Genomic DNA, 16298 nt, shown 5'->3' with positions numbered 1-16298 from the left:
GAAAGGTCAGCGCCGTCCGCCGCCTCGGCCACCGCCGAAGGAACGGCCTCCACCGCCGCCAAAAGAGCGGCCACCTCCGAACGAACGCCCGCCGCCCCCGAAGGAGCGACCGCCTCCGAAACTGCCGGGGCGGCTGGAGCGTCCACCGCCGAACCCGCCGCTGGGACGGGGACCGCGGAAGGAGGTGGAGGGGCCATGTCCAGGCCGTCCACCCATGGGCCGACCGCCACCCATAGGACGCCCACCCATGGGCGGGTGAGGGTGGTGGTGATGATGGTGATGGGGACGAGGGGGGAACATCCAGAAGGGACGGTACATGTAGTTGGGGCCGTAGTAGCCGCCCCGATACTGGCGGTACCGGGAGCCCTCCCTCAGGGCCAGCACCACAAGTATCAGCAGGAAGATGATTAAGATATCCATAATACCTCCCAAGTTAGGCCAGATAGTGGGTCTGATACCACTGGGTCAGAGCGTCGGAGAGGGAGAGCAGGGCTTGGGTGTAGTCTCCCTTGGCAAAGGGCTCCTCCATATACTCATGGGCGTAGGCGGCGCAGTCGTCGTCGGTGAACAGGTCGGTGAGGCCGCTGCCCTGAATGAGCCAGTAGTTCTCCCCCGAGATGTCCAGCACCACCATAAAGTCGTTGGCGCCCAGGCCCATTTTTTCTGCCTGTTCCATGGCGTAGTTGCCCAAGTCGGCTTTTCCGTAGTTGCAGGTGAGACAGCCGATGACCACACCCATGGAGCTGTCCAGAGAGCGGTTGTTGCTCTCCAACTGCTTGATGCCGGAGGAGCTGAGCACCCCGGCTTGGTCAGAGACGAACCACGGGGCATCTTGGGTGGTGGCAACGTGTCCGCCGCTGCCGGGTCGGCGGGCCAGACCGATGCCCACCGCCAGGATGATCATCATGACGGTGAGTAGGACGGCCACGCCGGTTCGTTTGAATAGTTTCATCCAAGGTCACCCCGGGGATCAGCCCCGCAGTTCCAGCAGCTTCTGCTTCAACTCGCCCTCGATGCGCTGAAGCTCCACCTCTGCCTCCCGGCGCTTCTGTGCGCCCTGGGTCTGGATGTCCATGACCTCGTCCAGGGTGGCGATGAGCTGCTGGTTGGTGTGTTGAAGGGTCTCCAGGTCCACAATGCCCCGCTCGGACTCTCGGGCGGCCTCCACGGTGCCCATGTGAAGCATCTCTGCATTCTTTTGCAGCAGCTGGTTGGTCATATCCGACACAGCGCTCTGGGCTGCGGCGGCCTGACGGGAGTGCTCCAGGCCCAGAGCCAGCACCATCTGGCTCTTCCACAAAGGAATGGTGTTGACCAGAGAGGACTGAATCTTCTCCAGCATCAAGGCGTCGTTGTTCTGAATCATCCGGGTCTGGGGGCCCATCTGGATGGACACCATGCGGGTCAGTTCCAGATCGTGGAGCTTCTTTTCAAAGCGGTTGCACAGATTGGCATAGTCGTTGTACTTCTGGGCTGCCTCCTGGGTTTTGGTCTGGGTGGCAGTCTGCTGGAGCTGGGCCAAGGTCTCGGTGCGGGCCTTGTCCAGAGCCTTCTTGCCCGCCAGGATATACATGGTCAGCTCCTTATAATATTTGGTGTTCAGATCGTACATCTGGTCCAGCATGGCGATGTCCTTCATCAGGGTCAGCTGGTGGTTTTCCAACACCGCCACAATCTTATCCACGTTGGCATCGGCCTTGTCAAAGCTGGCCTTCAGGGCCATGGCCTCCTTTTTCTTCTTCTGGAAGAAGCCGAAGATGCCGCTTTTCTCCTCCTCGCCGAAGGTCTTCAATTCCACCACCAGGGAGGACAGGGCCTGACCCACCTGGCCCAGGTCCTTGGTGCGCACGTTGTTCAGGGCGTTTTCCGAGAAGTCGGCAATGTTCTTCTGAGCGGCAGCGCCGTACTGGAGCACCATGGCGGTGTCGGTGAGGTCAATTTTCTGGGCAAAGTCTTCCACCATCTGCTGCTCCTGGGGGGAGAGCTGAATCTCTGCCATGGCCTCCTGGGGGGCAGGCGTGGGAGCGGCAGGCGCAGCGGGGGCAGAGGAGTCCAGGGTGGGATTCAAGGTGAGGGTGGGGGTGAAATCGGGATGGTCGTTCATGGTACATTCCTCCTACGGATCATTTTTGGGTGTCGTCGGCGGACAGATTCATATCGCCCAGGCCTTCCCGGGCCAGCATCTGTTCCAGTACGTCGATGTCGGTGCTGATGTCCATGGCCTCCTGGCCGTACAGGGCGTCCAGTTGGCGGTCAAAGGCGGTGCAGATGGTGGACATGATGTCCTCAATGCGCCCTTTGGTGCCGTCGATGTTGGCACCCTCCACCCCGGTGGCGTCCATGCGGTCATAGGCGTTGAGCAGTTTCAGGGTGGTGGGGAGATAATAGTTGAGGAAACGGCGGATTTGAGGCAGCTTGTCCGGGCTCTTGGCCACCGCGTCCATGATCTTCTGAGTGGTGTGCTCCAAGCGGTCGATCTGCTGGGAGAGGGTTTGGTCCTGAATGGAGTCGTTGAGTCGGCGCATCTCGGACAGGGCCCGGTCCCGCTCCTGGAGCAGCTGCTGGACCTCGGGGCTGACCGGCTCGGCCTGAGTTTTCTGGGCCTGGGGCTCAGAGGCCTCCTCTTCCGGGTCATCCAGTTCGTAGCCCCGGTCCGGGAAGATGATCTTGCCCAGATAGTACACCGCCGCAGAGGCCAGACCGGCCATAATATAGTGGGTGGGTTTATACAGAGGGGCGGCCAGAGACCACACCAGCCAGGTGCCTCCCACCATATAAATGGGGAGGACGCTTTTTTTGCGAATGAAAGCCACAGCGCACGCTCCTTTCTACCAGCGTGATATTGGCTTTATTGTAACGCACTAAAGTGGAGGTGTCAAGAAAATGCAGCGCAGGTCAAGGCATTGACTTTCCCCATTTGGTGGGTTAAAATGAGAACCTGAATGATAAAATAGGCAGGTGTACAGCCATGATGACCCTAGAAAATTTCAAACAGGCCAGAAAGGTCCTGGAAGGTGTGCTCCACCCCACGGACCTGATTTACAGCACCTTCTTCTCCAAGTCCACCGGCAACCATGTCTACATCAAGCCGGAGAACATGCAGGTGACCGGGGCCTACAAAATCCGGGGCGCTTACTTTAAGTGCTCCACCCTCACCCAGGAGGAGAAGGAGCGGGGGCTGATTACCGCTTCGGCGGGCAACCACGCCCAAGGCGTGGCCTATGCGGCTCAGGCCGCCGGCATTCCCGCCACCATCATCATGCCCACCACCACGCCCCTGGTGAAGGTCAACAACACCAAGGACTACGGCGCCCGTGTTATTTTGCACGGGGAGACCTTTGATGATGCAGCATCTATGGCGACCCTGATGAGCCAGGAGGAGGGGTACACCTATGTACACCCCTTCAACGACCTCACCGTGTCCACAGGCCAGGGCACCATTGCCTATGAGATTTTCAAGGACCTGCCGGATGTGGATGTGATTTTGGTGCCCATCGGCGGCGGCGGTCTGGCCGCTGGCGTGGCCACCCTGGCCAAGCTGCTCAACCCCTCGGTGCAGGTCATCGGCGTAGAGCCCACGGGGGCGGCGTCCATGAAGGCCAGCATTGAGGCCGGGCACGTGGTCACCCTGCCCACCGTGAACACCATTGCCGACGGCGTGGCGGTGAAGACCCCCGGCGACCTGGTGTTCCCCTACATCCAGAAGAACGTGGACGACATCCTCACCATTGGAGATGGAGAGCTGGTGGATGCCTTCCTGGATGTGATGGAGAAGCACAAGATGGTGGTGGAAAATGCAGGTCTGCTCACCATCGCCGCCCTGCGCCATCTGGAGTGCAAGGGCAAGAATGTGGTGTCGGTGCTCTCCGGGGGCAATATGGACGTGATCACCATCTCCTCCCTGGTGCAGCACGGGCTCATCAACCGGGGCCGCATCTTCACCTTCTCGGTACAGCTGCCCGATCGGCCCGGCGAGCTGCTCCGTGTGGCGGAGCTGGTGGCCCGAGAAAACGGCAACATCATCAAGCTGGACCACAACCAGTTTGTCAACATCAACCGTCAGGCTGGTGTGGAGCTGAAGGTGACCCTGGAGGCCTTTGGCCACCAGCACAAGGAGGAGATTCTGTCCTCCCTGGCCAAGGCAGGATATCAGGTGAGCGAAGTGGCCACCTCCTGCGTCTACGAATAACTTCCAATTGCCGTCCGGCAAAGGGGAATCCTTTGCCGGACGGCTATGCCAATGCGGCACACAGTCGACCCGGAGACCGGGCGCGCGTGGGAGATGGGGGGAGAACGCCCGGGCAGCCGACCGCGGTATCCGCTTGTGGTATCCTATGAGGATGGCCCGTGGGCGGTGTGCTCCCCCAACCCCTGAGAGAAGGTAAAAGAATCGGATAAGAAAGACAAAGGTGAAAGAGAACATGGTAAAGATTGCGCCATCCATTTTATCAGCAGATTTTTGCAATCTGGAGCGGGAGATCCAGCGGGTCCAAACCGCCGACCTGCTCCATGTGGATGTGATGGATGGGGCGTTTGTGCCCAACATAACCCTGGGCCTTCCGGTGGTTCGGTCCATCCGCAAGCACACGGACATGCAGTTGGATTTACACTTGATGATCGACAAGCCGGTGCGGTATGTCGCCCAGTTCTGTGAGGCGGGGGCGGATTTGGTGAGTGTTCACTTGGAGTCGGACCACCCTCAGAATATCCAGAAGGCCCTGGATATCATGGGAGAATACGGCGTGAAAAAGGCGGTGGCCCTGCGGCCCATCACCTCCCCGGAGGCCATTCTGCCCTATATTGACCAGCTGGACATGGTGCTGGTGATGACGGTGGAGCCGGGATTTGGCGGCCAGCCCTTTATGGAGTCCCAGTTGAAGACCATCACCCGGGTCCGGGAGATCATCCAGGCCCACAACCCCAGCTGTGACCTGGAGGTGGACGGTGGCATCAACCCTTCTACCGCACGGCTTGTGGTGGAGGCGGGCGCCAACGTGCTGGTGGTGGGCTCTGCGCTGTATGAGGCCCCGGACCTTTCCGCCGCCATGGCAGCGCTGCGGGTGACAGAGTAAGAAGTACAAGATCTGGAGGCAAGAGCATGGATTATTTTCCCCCGGCTTTGGAAAACTTAGTGGAACAATTTGCAAAACTGCCCGGCGTGGGGCGTAAGAGCGCCCAGCGTCTGGCCCTGTACGTGTTGGGCCGCCCGGAGGAGGAGGCAAAGGCCTTTGCCGACGCCATCCTCCAGGCCAAGGGGAGCATCGGCTACTGCCCCAAGTGCCAGAACCTCACCCAGGGGGAGGGGCTGTGCTCCCTGTGTAGTTCGCCCCGGCGGGACCAGCACACCGTGTGTGTGGTGGCCGACCCCAAGGACGTCATCGCCCTGGAGCGGGCCCACGAGTATCAAGGCGTGTACCACGTGCTCCACGGGGTCATCTCCCCCATGAACCACGTGGGCCCCGACGACCTGCGCATCGCTCAGCTGGTGGAGCGGGTGTCTGGGGGAGAGGTGGAGGAGGTCATCATGGCCACCAACCCAGATACGGAGGGGGAGGCCACCGCCATGTACCTCTCCCGGCTGCTCAAGCCCTTCGGGGTGAAGGTCAGCCGTCTGGCTTACGGCATCCCGGTGGGCAGCCACCTGGAGTTTGCCGACGATGCCACATTGATGCGGGCTATGGAGGGCCGCCGAGAAATGTGAGAAGAAAAAGACCGTTGCAGAGGGGTTCTCTGCAACGGTCTTTTTGCGCTTTGGCTGATTATACCTGGTCGTCAGTCTTGACCTCGGGCTTCTCAAAGTCGGTGGCATCGGCGTCGTCCGCCTGGGTCTCTGCTTCTGCCTGGCCAGCGGTGGCCTGGGCATCCTCGGTGGGGGTGTTGCCCACGTACTCCCAGTCGGCGTCCTCGAAGTCGGCCTCGCAGGCGTGCTCCACTTCCTCGTCGGTGAGGTTGCCGGAGGACTTGAGATCGGTAATGCGCTGCTCGTTGACCTGAATCTGAGCCTTGGACCGGGTGATCTTGTCGCACAGATCCGCATAGGCGGCCTCGGGAGCGGAGCCCCGCTCGGCGTAGTACAGACGGCCCAGGTCCATATAGGCCCGACGAATGGCGTCCTGCTCGCTGAGGTTGAGTACCTTGAGCTTGCTGATTTCAGCCAGCTGCTTGGCCTTGGACACGCCGGTGTCGGTGAGCTCCAGGGCCTTGGCCATGCCGCTTTGGGCCAGATCCTTGGCGCGCTCCTTCAGGTCGTTGAGATCGATGTTGATATTCATAACGGTGCCTCCTTATAGGGGATGGTTCCCATAGTCTCTTTGAGGCTATTTTATGCTGAGTTGGACGAAAAAGCAAGGACTTTCTAGGACAGACTCAGTCTTGTTCGTCCACCACATCCTGGACAAGGAAGCGGGGACGGCCTTTGGCCTCCATGTATAGCTTGCCCACATATTCGCCAATTACCCCCAGAGAGAGCAAAATGAGCCCGCCAATGAGCCACACCGAGCAGGATAGGCTGGCCCAGCCCGTGACGGTGTTGCCCGTGACCCAGCGGATGATGTTGTAGAGAATCATAAACAGGGAGACGAGAAAGACGAAAAATCCCAGCCCGGTGATGAGGCGCAGGGGCTTCACCGACAGGGAGGTGATGCCCTCCAGTGCAAAGGCCAGCATTTTTTTCAGCGGATACTTGCTCTCTCCGGCAAACCGCTCGCCCCGCTCGTAGGTGACCACATCGGTGCGGTAGCCGATCATGGGGACGATGCCCCGCAAAAACAGGTTCACTTCCCGGAACTGGGACAGCCCTTCCAGGGCTCGCCGGGACATGAGGCGGTAGTCGGCGTGGTTGAACACCGTCTCCGCCCCCAGGGTGTTCATAAGACGGTAGAAGGCTTCGGCGGTGGTGCGCTTAAAGAAGGTGTCCCGCTCCCGGCTGGAGCGCACACCGTACACGATGTCCACCCCTTCCAAGTACTTGTCCACCATCTCGTCCACGGCGTCAATGTCGTCTTGCAGGTCGGCGTCCATGGAGATGGCCATGTCCGCCCGGTCCTTGGCGTACATCAGACCTGCCAGCAGGGCGTTCTGGTGGCCCCGGTTGCGGCTGAGGTTGAGGCCGGAAAAGAGATGATTTCCGATGTGCAGCCGTTCAATGATCTCCCAGGTTCCGTCCCGGGAGCCGTCGTTGACAAAGAGAATGCGGCTTTTGCGGCTGATGCGGCCGCGATTCATCAGGTATTGCAGCTTGTCCCGCAGCCGCCGCGCGGTTTCGGGCAGCACCTCCTGCTCGTTGTAGCAGGGGACCACCACGTAGAGGGTATTTTGCATGGGAACCCACACCCTTTCCTTGGGATAGACTGAATTAACTGTTATTATAGTCTATCCCACGGTGGTTGGCAAGGACTCTTCGGTGAGCCACTCCCGCAGGTGCCCAATGGCCCGCCGCTCCATGCGGGAAATCTGGACCTGGCTGACCCCTAAAATCCGGGCGGTGCGCTCCTGGGTGAGATTTTTGTAGAAGCGCAGCAGGATGACCTTTCGCTCCCGGTCCGGAAGGGCGTCAATGGCCTGGCGCAGGGCCAGCCGCTCCACCACTTCCTCCTCCATGCCGTCGCAACCCAGAATGGACTCCAGGGTGAAGCCATCCTCTCCCGTCTGGCTCTGGAGGGAGGCCACCGAGAGGGTGGCGGTCTCGGCGGCGGCGATGTCCTCCGGCTCCAGTCCGGTGGCCTGGGCCAGCTCCCCCACGGTGGGGTCCCGGCCCAGGCGGTGGTACAGGTCCTGGCGACACTGGCGCAGGGCCATGGCCCGCTCCTTGATGCCGCGGCTGACCTTCACCGAGCCGTCGTCCCGGAGGAAGCGGCGGATTTCCCCGGCGATCTTAGGCACCGCGTAGGTGGAGAACTGGGTGCCGTAGCTGGTGTCGAACCCCCGCACCGCCTTGAGAAACCCCAGACAGCCCAGCTGGTACAGGTCTTCCGGGTCCACCCCTCGGCCATAGTAGCGGCGGGCCACCGACCAGATGAGGCCGCTGTTTTCCAGCAGCAGCCGCTCACAGGCGTCGTTGTCTCCGCCCCGGGCGGCGTCCAGCAGAGAGAGGGTGTCCAGGGTGTTCATTGCCCTCCACCCACCCGGCGGGCGATGCGGCGGCGCATGGTGACGGTGGTGCCCTTACCCACGGTGGAGCGCACCTTCACCGTGTCCATAAAGCTCTCCATGATGGTAAAGCCCATGCCGGAGCGCTCCTCATTTCCAGTGGTGAATAGAGGTGTGCGGGCCTGCTCCACATCGGGAATGCCCACGCCGCTGTCCTTGATTTGAATTTCCAGCTGGAGGTCCTCCAACAGCCGCATGCGCATGGTGATCTTACCCAGGGTGTTGGGGTAGGCGTGGACAATGGCGTTGGTCACCGCCTCAGACACGGCGGTTTTGATGTCGGCAATTTCGTCCAGGGTGGGGTCCAGCTGGGTGGCAAAGCAGGCCGCCACCGCCCGGGCAAAGCCCTCATTGGCGGACCGGGAGGTGAACACCACGGTGGTCTGATCCAAAGCTTTCACTATGTAGCCCTCCTTATTCCAATGTGATGAGCCGTCCGATGCCGGCGGCGTCCAGCACCCGGCGGGGCTGGGGCGGAATTCCCACCACCCGCAGATTTCCGCCCAGCTGGTCCATCTGTCTGAGGGCACGGAGCAGGACGGCGATGCCGGAGCTGTCCATGAAGGTGACGCTGGACAAATCCAGCACCAGGCGCATGGGCAGGGCAGAAGAGATGGTGTGGTCGATGTTTTCCATAATGGTACGGGCGCTGTGGTGGTCGATCTCGCCGCGGACGGAGATGACGGTGGCCCCGTTTTGCTTGTCAATGGTAATGGGCATGGCTTGTCCTCCTGAACTGAGATTGTTCTCATTATATCCAGCGCAGGACGGGAACCGTGGCGAAGCCTGCCAAAAAGCAAAAAAATTCCGGGGTGTGCCACGCACACCCCGGAATAGGGAAGCAAATGTTTAGTTCATTGCGCTGAGTTGCTCTTCAATCTTGGCAATGAGTACCTTCAGCTTCTCGGCCCGGTCCTTCTCGGCGGCCACCACGTGCTCGGGGGCCTTGTTTAGGAAGCCGGGGTTGGACAGTTTGCCTTCCAGGCCCTTGAGCTCACCCTGCTTCTTGCCCAGGTCCTTCTCCAGGCGGGCCTTCTCCTTGGCCAGGTCCACCAGCTCAGCCAGAGGCATATACAGCTTGGCCATGTGGGTGATGTCGCACACCATGCCGGCGGTGTCGGTGAGGTCCTCCTGCTGGACGGTGACAGAGGAGCACCAGGCCAGACGCTTCAGGTGGGCCTCGCCGGAGGCGAAGATGTCCGCCTCGTTGGTGACGATGGTGAGAGCGGCCTTCTTGGAGGGGGGCACGTTCATCTCGGAGCGGCGGGCACGGATGGCACGGATAACATCCATGACGGCCTCCATGGACTCCTTGGCCTTCACGTCGCTCCAGGCGGGATCGGCCTTGGGCCAGGACTGGAGCATGAGGAAGTCGCCCTGGTGGGGCAGAGCCTGCCAGATCTCCTCGGTGATGAAGGGCATGAAGGGGTGGAGAAGCTTGAGGGTCTCGGTGAGCACGTACACCAGCACCTGCTGGGCCTGCACCTTGGCGGCCTCGTCCTCGCCCTGCAGGCGGGCCTTGGTCAGCTCGATATACCAGTCGCAGTAGTCGCTCCAGATAAAGTCGTAGACCTTGGCGGAGGCTACGCCCAGCTCATAGGCCTCCATGTTCTCGGTCACTTCATTGATGACCTCGCCCAGGCGGCAGAGGATCCACTTGTCCTCCGGCTCCAGGGTGTCGGGCAGCTGGTTCTCGGTGATGGTCAGGTTCATCATCACGAAGCGGCTGGCGTTCCAAATCTTGTTGGCAAAGTTGCGCATGGCCTCGCACTTCTCCACGTAGAAGCGCATGTCGTTGCCGGGGCTGTTGCCGGTGATGAGGTTGAAGCGCAGGGCGTCGGCGCCGTACTTCTCCGCCATCTCCAGGGGGTCAATGCCGTTGCCCAGGCTCTTGGACATCTTGCGACCCTTGTCATCCCGCACCAGGCCGTGGATGAACACGGTGTGGAAGGGGGTCTTGCCGGTGTGGGCGCAGCCGGAGAAGATCATCCGGGCCACCCAGAAGAAGATGATGTCGTAGCCGGTGACCAGCACGTCGGTGGGGTAGAAGTACTTGAAGTCCTCGCTGTTCTCATCCGGCCAGCCCAGGGTGGAGAAGGGCCACAGGGCGGAGGAGAACCAGGTGTCCAGCACGTCCTCTTCCTGAGTGATGTGTTTGGAGTGGCAGTGCTCGCACTCGGTGGGATCGGTCTCAGACACAGTGATGTGGCCGCACTCCGAGCAGGTCCAGGCGGGGATTTGGTGGCCCCACCACAGTTGACGGGAGATACACCAGTCGTGGACGTTCTCCATCCAGTTGGTGTAGGTTTTGGTGAAGCGCTCGGGGACGAACTTGGTCTCGCCGTCCCGCACCACCCGCAGGGCCTCCTCGGCCAGGGGGCCCATCTTCACAAACCACTGGGCGGAGATGATGGGCTCCACGTCGGTGCCGCAGCGGTAGCAGGTGCCCACGTTGTGCTGGTGATCCTCGATCTTCTCCAGCAGGCCCAGTGCGTCCAGGTCGGCCACGATGGCCTTCCGGGCCTCGTAGCGCTCGAGCCCCTGGTACTTGCCGCCGTTTTCATTGACCACGCCGTGGTCATCCAGCACCCGGATGGACTCCAGGTTGCACCGCAGACCCACCTCGAAGTCGTTGGGGTCGTGGGCGGGGGTCATCTTCACGCAGCCGGTGCCGAACTCCATGTCCACATACTCGTCGGCCACAATGGGAATTTCACGGTTGACCAGAGGCAGCAGACACTTTTTGCCGATGAGGTCCTTGTACCGCTCGTCGTTGGGGTTGACGGCCACGCCGGTGTCGCCCAGCATGGTCTCAGGCCGGGTGGTGGCCACGATGACATAGCGGCCCTCCTCGCCTACGATGGGGTAGCGCAGGTGCCACAGGTGGCCGGGCTTGTCCTGATACTCCACCTCAGCGTCAGACAGAGCGGTGACGCAGTGAGGGCACCAGTTGACGATGCGGCTTCCCTTGTAAATGAGGCCCTTCTTGTACAGGGAGACAAACACATGGCGCACGGCCTTGGACAGGCCCTCGTCCATGGTGAACCGGGAGCGGTCCCAGTCACAGGAGGCGCCCATCTTCTTCTGCTGGGCCACGATGCGGTTGCCGTACTGGTGCTTCCAGTCCCACACCCGCTCCAGGAACTTCTCACGGCCCAGGTCGTGGCGGGACAGGCCCTCTTTCTTGCGCAGTTCCTCCTCCACCTTGATCTGGGTGGCGATGCCGGCGTGGTCGGTGCCGGGCACCCACAGGGCGGCGTAGCCCTGCATCCGCTTGAAACGAATGAGAATGTCCTGGAGGGTGCAGTCCATGGCGTGGCCCATGTGCAGCTGTCCGGTGACGTTGGGGGGCGGCATGACGATGGTGAAGGGCTTCTTGTCCGGGTCACGGTGCCCGGCAAAGCAGCCGTTCTTCTCCCACATCTCGTAGATGCGGCCCTCTACCTCCTGGGGTTCATAGACCTTGGGCAGTTCTTTCTTCATAACAACACTCCTTATTTGTCATGGGGCAAAAAAAGTTCGCCCCAAGTCGTAGACTCAGGGCGAACTGGAAATGTCCGCGGTACCACCTGAATTCGGACCGGATATACACAGCCCGCACTCTTTTCCCACTGACGTAGGGACACGGCGGCATTTACTCCTTACGTTCAACGCCGCAGCTCCGGGACCACCTTCCCCACGCCCTCTGCCATGCCTTGCACCAAACCGGCATCTCTCTGAACCAGAAGCGGGTGGGTACTCCTTCCCATCACAGCCATTGTACCGTAACAGTATATGCAAAATCGGCAGCGTTGTCAAGGAAAAGCAGGTGGGACGGTGTCATGGTCTAAAGATGAGTTCACTGCGTCATTTAGCCACTCTAACAAGTTATCAGGTCCGTTATCTGCAAACCATCTTCTGACTTTGGAATTGATAGAGAAGTCCTTCTGGAGTTTCTTGCTTATAGTTTGAATTTCATCGTCAGAAAAATGGTTTTCATCGCTATCAATGATTACGGTAATGATGGTATTTCCGTTTTTCTTACTTAGGGACAACTCATATGAGACATATTCACGCCCTAATGTTTCTCTGCTTATTAACAGTATAGTAATTTTAGTCTTCTGGATTTCTTCACATACCCAGTTTTTCACTACTTCTGGATCAGTGCCCTTCTCATTTTCTCGCACAGCGGTAAAGATTCCTAGTTTATCTTGATTGATTATGTTTGTGATTTGTCGTGCAATCTCATGATCTCTTCTATAGTGATAACTGATAAAGACTCCTATGCCGTACTTTGCCATACTTGCTACTAATTGGTCACTCAATTTCTGCTCGTGTTGAACTCTATGTTGTTTTAGAACATCAATGATTCCATCCACTAAATCTTCTACGGAGTTTTCTTTGGCAAGAAAATTTTTTAAATCTTCGTTCAGTTCCCCACGTTTTACCATCTCGTCATAAATCCTTTTAGCCTCGAAACCTGTCTGCTGGACAGGAACAATAAATTCCTCGAGTTTTTTTGCGATTTCATATTCCAAGTGAATGCCAGTTGACACTGTGTCAGTTGCCTCGCCTTCCTGCATGTTTCCTGATTCAAGTTCGGCATGTTCATTATATCCGAAAAGAATGAGTATACTGCTACATTGTTCTATAAGTCTTGTCCTAATTTCATCTTTTAATTCATTTTCAACGCCAAGTAAGCTACTAATATGCATATCAGTTTTGGTGATATCTGCATTTAAAGGATTACGCCGATTGCTTGATAATACGCCAGACAAAATATAGTTTCCAACACCCGCACCAAAACCAGTGTAGATTTCAAAACCGTTATCAACTAACTTTTTTCCCAACGATGTAAGAAATTCCTCGGGAGGGCTTAGCTTAGATGTATGAAGAACTTTTGGATAAAAAGATCCATAGTTTGATAGGTCGTCTGGGTTGATTCCACCTGATATAAATACGTTATTGGAAATATATTTGTTATATAAATATTGCAGCATTAACGTTATTTGTTCAAAATCATCCACCAATATGGTGAAAATTCCTGATTTTGCCATGTCGTCTATGCGGAATTTCTGGTAGTTCCGGTCCTGTATATATTTGTCTACAGATTCCTCAGTTAGCTTATTTTGTTCGTTTAAATAATCCCAGAGTTGGACTTTTCGCATAAAGCAATAATGGGATGAAAGCAATTTGCTGTTGAGCATATTTTTTGACATACTAATAATTCTTTCTAAATTTGGATCATTGAAGCTAAAACCGATAAAAAGAAAGGTGCGGCGTATGAGTTCGACTGATAATAATTTTGTAAATAATGGACGCTTTTCATCGTACTCATGATAATCTTTTTTTGTTAGAACAACATCATCAGGATACTTTTTATCTCCATGCATTTTATAAACCACAACTTCACATCTAGGGTTATGGTATTTAAACGACTCCTGATTGACAACGGTATCAACTACTTTTCCACGGCGGACTAATTCACTCTCTATGATATCGTCATAATTAGTTGTCCAGTACTCACGAATAGGAAGTTTAGTTAGCCATTCAACATTCTTGTTGTTTTTTGGAACCTTAGAGAACTCATTAAATATAGTATTGTTTAATCCTTGGCGTCCATATTGATTATCATAATATTGCGCGAGTTCGGTTAAATCTACGTTTGTGTCCAGGCGCAACTGATTACGAATTGGCTCCAACAATTTCCTCCAATCGACATAGCCGGAGGCGACCGATAATCCAGCGCCAGCAAACACAGACACATAACCTAATTTCATTTTTTCTGCAAGATCATCAAGATGCTTTATGTTTTGTTCCATAATCTGAGTAAATGTATCTGCTTGTATTTTCTCTTTGTATCCCATATTCCACCTCGTGTATTTTCTACCATAAGCAAAATGTCTGATGAGTTATTGTACAAAATAAAAATGTTTATTTGTCGGCAATCTTGTGAGATGTATAAACATCCGAATAGCTGTGGCTTTGATGTATATAGTTGAGATAAAAAGATATACAATATATATTATATCGTAAAATATCATGATGGACAAGATGTTTTGCTTGAGAAGAACTAAAATATGGTTATTAGTAGTTGTAAATGCCTCCGCCTGATTCAGGCGGAGGCATAAGACTCATTGGTCCAGCCGTGGCAGACATAAGAGGGCGTTCCCGGACAGGTCGCTGAGGATGTAGTGGCCCTGGGTGGCGTAGAGTAGCCGGTCTCCGTATTGTATCACCTGGCTGCCCTGGGTGGTGAAGAGCGGGTTTCCATCCCGGTCCAACACCAGGGAGTTGGCGGCGATATTTTCAGCATGGCCACTATTATAAGTGAACAGGGAGGGGGTGTCGATGTCACCATAGGTGAGGAAGTAGGGGGTGAAGTCTTCGCCGGAGAGGAGAATATTTCCGTTCCAATCGGCGAGCCGGAAGGATTCGGGGGTGGTGTCATAGAACAGCAGCACCCGGTCTCCGTTTATGTCCACCCGGGTACAGTCCTCTCCCACATCAAACGTGTGGGAGTCCCCGTGGTCGGGGTAGATGGTGAGGGTGGTCCCCTCCAGCTGAAACCGGCCACCTACGAAATAGCCGCCTCCATCCGGGAAATCAGCGGGCTGAAAGTCGGCGGGGGCCTGGTGATATACCGTGCCGTCCCGCAGGTCCAGATAGACATCCAAGGTCGTTGTACTCTCATCGGTGGACCAGGCCATATAGGGCCAGTCCATGGTGGGGTAGAGGGTGGGGAGGCTCACGTTCTCACTGAGGTGGAAGGGGGATTGGGTGCCATCGGGCGACACCATCACCAAATCGCCTGTCTGGGAGATCATAAGGGCGCCCAGCTCATAGGAGCATAAGAGCCCCTGAAAGATCTGCCCCGTGTACCAGCTGCCGTCGGAGGCGGCCAGGCCCAGCTGGGTCTGGGTTTGGTCTTTGGTGGTCAGCAATAGCATGTCAGGAGAAGAGGTGCCCGTCCAGGGCATGGGTGTGCTCCTCAAATTCATGGCATCGTCGAACACCGGGTCGGTGACGATGACACCGTCTCGGGTGGCCAGTCCATACAGCCAGTTGCCCTCGGCATTGGTGTGGACACGGCCACCGATGTAGGGCACCAGGGAGCCGTACTCCTCCGAGGGGATGAGATGGTCGGTATAGCTCTCATAGCACCGCTGGGCATTGGGAGTGTCGATGGGCTCCAGCCTCTCCCAGTGGGTGGTGATGGCGTAGCCGGAACCGTCCTCTTCCTTCTGGCTTACAGAGGCACAGCCCTCCAGCAGTCGCTGTCCTTGGGTACTGAGTAGCCAGTGGTACAGGGCATAGGTGGGGGTGTCCGGGTCCTGCTGGGCAGACATAACCACATAGTAGGTGGTGCTCAGGGGGTAGGTGTGGTCACTGACGGTCTGGGCAGAGGGGGACACGCCGTTTACCTCCACCACCTTCAACCCCGGAACCTCCGCCAGGTCCTGGGTGTGGCGGTAGAGGGTGTAGCCGATGGCATTGGGGGAGTAGTCAAAACTCTTCTGCCCTTCCTCCATCCCAGTCATGTAGTCGGTGTAGTCCGTGGGGAATTCGGTCATCTCCTGTCCATCCATCACCAAGCGGTCCATCAGGGCCTGACTTCCGGTGTCGGTGAGACTTTGGAAGGGGAGAATCTCTGCATCCTCACCGCCTACCTCCTTCCAGTTGGTGATGGTTCCGGTATAGATGTCCCGGAGCTGGTCGATGGTGAGGGAATCCACCGGGTTGTCGGCGTGGACCACAAACACCAGTCCGTCGGTGGCCAGCTCCTCCATTTGAATGTCGCACCCCTCCTGTCCCAACTGGTCCAGAATCTCCTGCGGAGGGTCGGAGACCAGAAGCAGATTACTCTTTCCAGACTGGAGCCGTTGAAAGGCCTGGTCTGTGCCGGAGAAGTTGGTCAGGTTCAGGGGCATCAGGGGAAACTCATCCAGCATCACCCCGGCCAGACTTTGGGCCAGGGGGACGGTCTCGGCAGAGCCGTCCAGACGGGGAAAGTTCTCCCAGGTGAAGGTGAGGGGTTTTGGAGTAGGGGTGGGAGCGGGCGTGGCCTGGAGATTGAGAGACTTGCAGGCAGACAGGGAAAACAGCAGGGCTACGGAGAGTAGGGCGGCAGTGTTCCGGGGCTTCATAGGCACCTCCTTGGGAAACTTGAT

Annotated in this window: 15 protein-coding genes and 1 other annotated feature; of the genes, 3 read left to right on the top strand and 12 right to left on the bottom strand. The window is 57.3% G+C overall.

Features of this window, described 5'->3' with window-relative positions; genetic code table 11:
• Positions 1-6: 6 nt before the first annotated feature.
• The 4 genes from B5F12_RS11990 to B5F12_RS04365 are packed head-to-tail and all read right to left on the bottom strand — an operon-like array spanning position 7 to position 2813.
• A complete protein-coding gene (locus tag B5F12_RS11990) occupies positions 7-420 on the bottom strand; it encodes a hypothetical protein (RefSeq protein ID WP_204221476.1) in 414 nt (137 codons plus the stop codon).
• Between the two features lie 13 nt (positions 421-433).
• Positions 434-952 carry a TPM domain-containing protein gene (locus B5F12_RS04375; protein WP_087230869.1) on the bottom strand — a complete coding sequence of 173 codons (519 nt, stop codon included), beginning with the start codon at positions 950-952 and terminating at the stop codon, positions 434-436.
• 18 nt (positions 953-970) lie between these two features.
• Positions 971-2104 (bottom strand): toxic anion resistance protein, encoded by a 1134-nt coding sequence (locus B5F12_RS04370; RefSeq protein ID WP_087230866.1) that lies wholly within the window; start codon positions 2102-2104, stop codon positions 971-973.
• Between the two features lie 19 nt (positions 2105-2123).
• Positions 2124-2813 (bottom strand): 5-bromo-4-chloroindolyl phosphate hydrolysis family protein, encoded by a 690-nt coding sequence (locus B5F12_RS04365; protein ID WP_242954889.1) that lies wholly within the window; start codon positions 2811-2813, stop codon positions 2124-2126.
• Positions 2814-2968: 155 nt separating this feature from the next.
• Between B5F12_RS04365 and ilvA the strand changes: the two genes are divergently transcribed.
• The 3 genes from ilvA to recR all read left to right on the top strand — a co-directional run bounded on the left by ilvA (position 2969) and on the right by recR (position 5701).
• Positions 2969-4189, top strand: coding sequence for a threonine ammonia-lyase (ilvA, locus tag B5F12_RS04360; protein WP_087230863.1), 1221 nt, complete (start codon positions 2969-2971; stop codon positions 4187-4189).
• Between the two features lie 232 nt (positions 4190-4421).
• On the top strand, positions 4422-5072 hold the full coding sequence (gene rpe / locus B5F12_RS04355; RefSeq protein WP_087230860.1) for a ribulose-phosphate 3-epimerase: 651 nt from the start codon (positions 4422-4424) through the stop codon (positions 5070-5072).
• Between the two features lie 26 nt (positions 5073-5098).
• Entirely contained in the window at positions 5099-5701 is a 603-nt protein-coding gene (gene recR / locus B5F12_RS04350; protein ID WP_087230857.1) for a recombination mediator RecR, read from the top strand.
• A gap of 58 nt (positions 5702-5759) precedes the next feature.
• On the opposite strand, the gene B5F12_RS04345 is transcribed toward recR, so the two are convergent.
• The 8 genes from B5F12_RS04345 to B5F12_RS04310 all read right to left on the bottom strand — a co-directional run bounded on the left by B5F12_RS04345 (position 5760) and on the right by B5F12_RS04310 (position 16274).
• On the bottom strand, positions 5760-6272 hold the full coding sequence (locus B5F12_RS04345) for a hypothetical protein (protein WP_087230854.1): 513 nt from the start codon (positions 6270-6272) through the stop codon (positions 5760-5762).
• Between the two features lie 94 nt (positions 6273-6366).
• Complete coding sequence (locus tag B5F12_RS04340) at positions 6367-7320, bottom strand: glycosyltransferase family 2 protein (RefSeq protein WP_087230851.1); 954 nt, start codon at positions 7318-7320, stop codon at positions 6367-6369.
• 51 nt (positions 7321-7371) lie between these two features.
• Positions 7372-8109 carry a sigma-70 family RNA polymerase sigma factor gene (locus B5F12_RS04335; protein ID WP_087230848.1) on the bottom strand — a complete coding sequence of 246 codons (738 nt, stop codon included), beginning with the start codon at positions 8107-8109 and terminating at the stop codon, positions 7372-7374.
• Positions 8106-8549, bottom strand: coding sequence for an anti-sigma F factor (spoIIAB, locus tag B5F12_RS04330; RefSeq protein ID WP_087230845.1), 444 nt, complete (start codon positions 8547-8549; stop codon positions 8106-8108). The genes B5F12_RS04335 and spoIIAB overlap by 4 nt, the downstream gene beginning before the upstream one ends.
• 13 nt (positions 8550-8562) lie before the next feature.
• Positions 8563-8868: an STAS domain-containing protein gene (locus B5F12_RS04325; RefSeq protein ID WP_087230842.1), complete on the bottom strand. Its 306-nt coding sequence runs from the start codon at positions 8866-8868 to the stop codon at positions 8563-8565.
• A gap of 129 nt (positions 8869-8997) precedes the next feature.
• On the bottom strand, positions 8998-11631 hold the full coding sequence (locus B5F12_RS04320; RefSeq protein WP_087230839.1) for a valine--tRNA ligase: 2634 nt from the start codon (positions 11629-11631) through the stop codon (positions 8998-9000).
• A gap of 52 nt (positions 11632-11683) precedes the next feature.
• Positions 11684-11909, bottom strand: a binding site (T-box leader).
• A 33-nt stretch (positions 11910-11942) separates the two neighbouring features.
• Positions 11943-13994 (bottom strand): SIR2 family protein, encoded by a 2052-nt coding sequence (locus B5F12_RS04315; protein ID WP_087230836.1) that lies wholly within the window; start codon positions 13992-13994, stop codon positions 11943-11945.
• A 267-nt stretch (positions 13995-14261) separates the two neighbouring features.
• Positions 14262-16274: a substrate-binding domain-containing protein gene (locus B5F12_RS04310; protein ID WP_087230833.1), complete on the bottom strand. Its 2013-nt coding sequence runs from the start codon at positions 16272-16274 to the stop codon at positions 14262-14264.
• Positions 16275-16298 lie beyond the last annotated feature (24 nt).

The organism is Pseudoflavonifractor sp. An176, assembly GCF_002160435.1.
Taxonomy (GTDB): Bacteria; Bacillota; Clostridia; order Oscillospirales; family Oscillospiraceae; genus Enterenecus; species Enterenecus faecium.
This window is presented reverse-complemented; position numbering and strand designations above follow the sequence as displayed.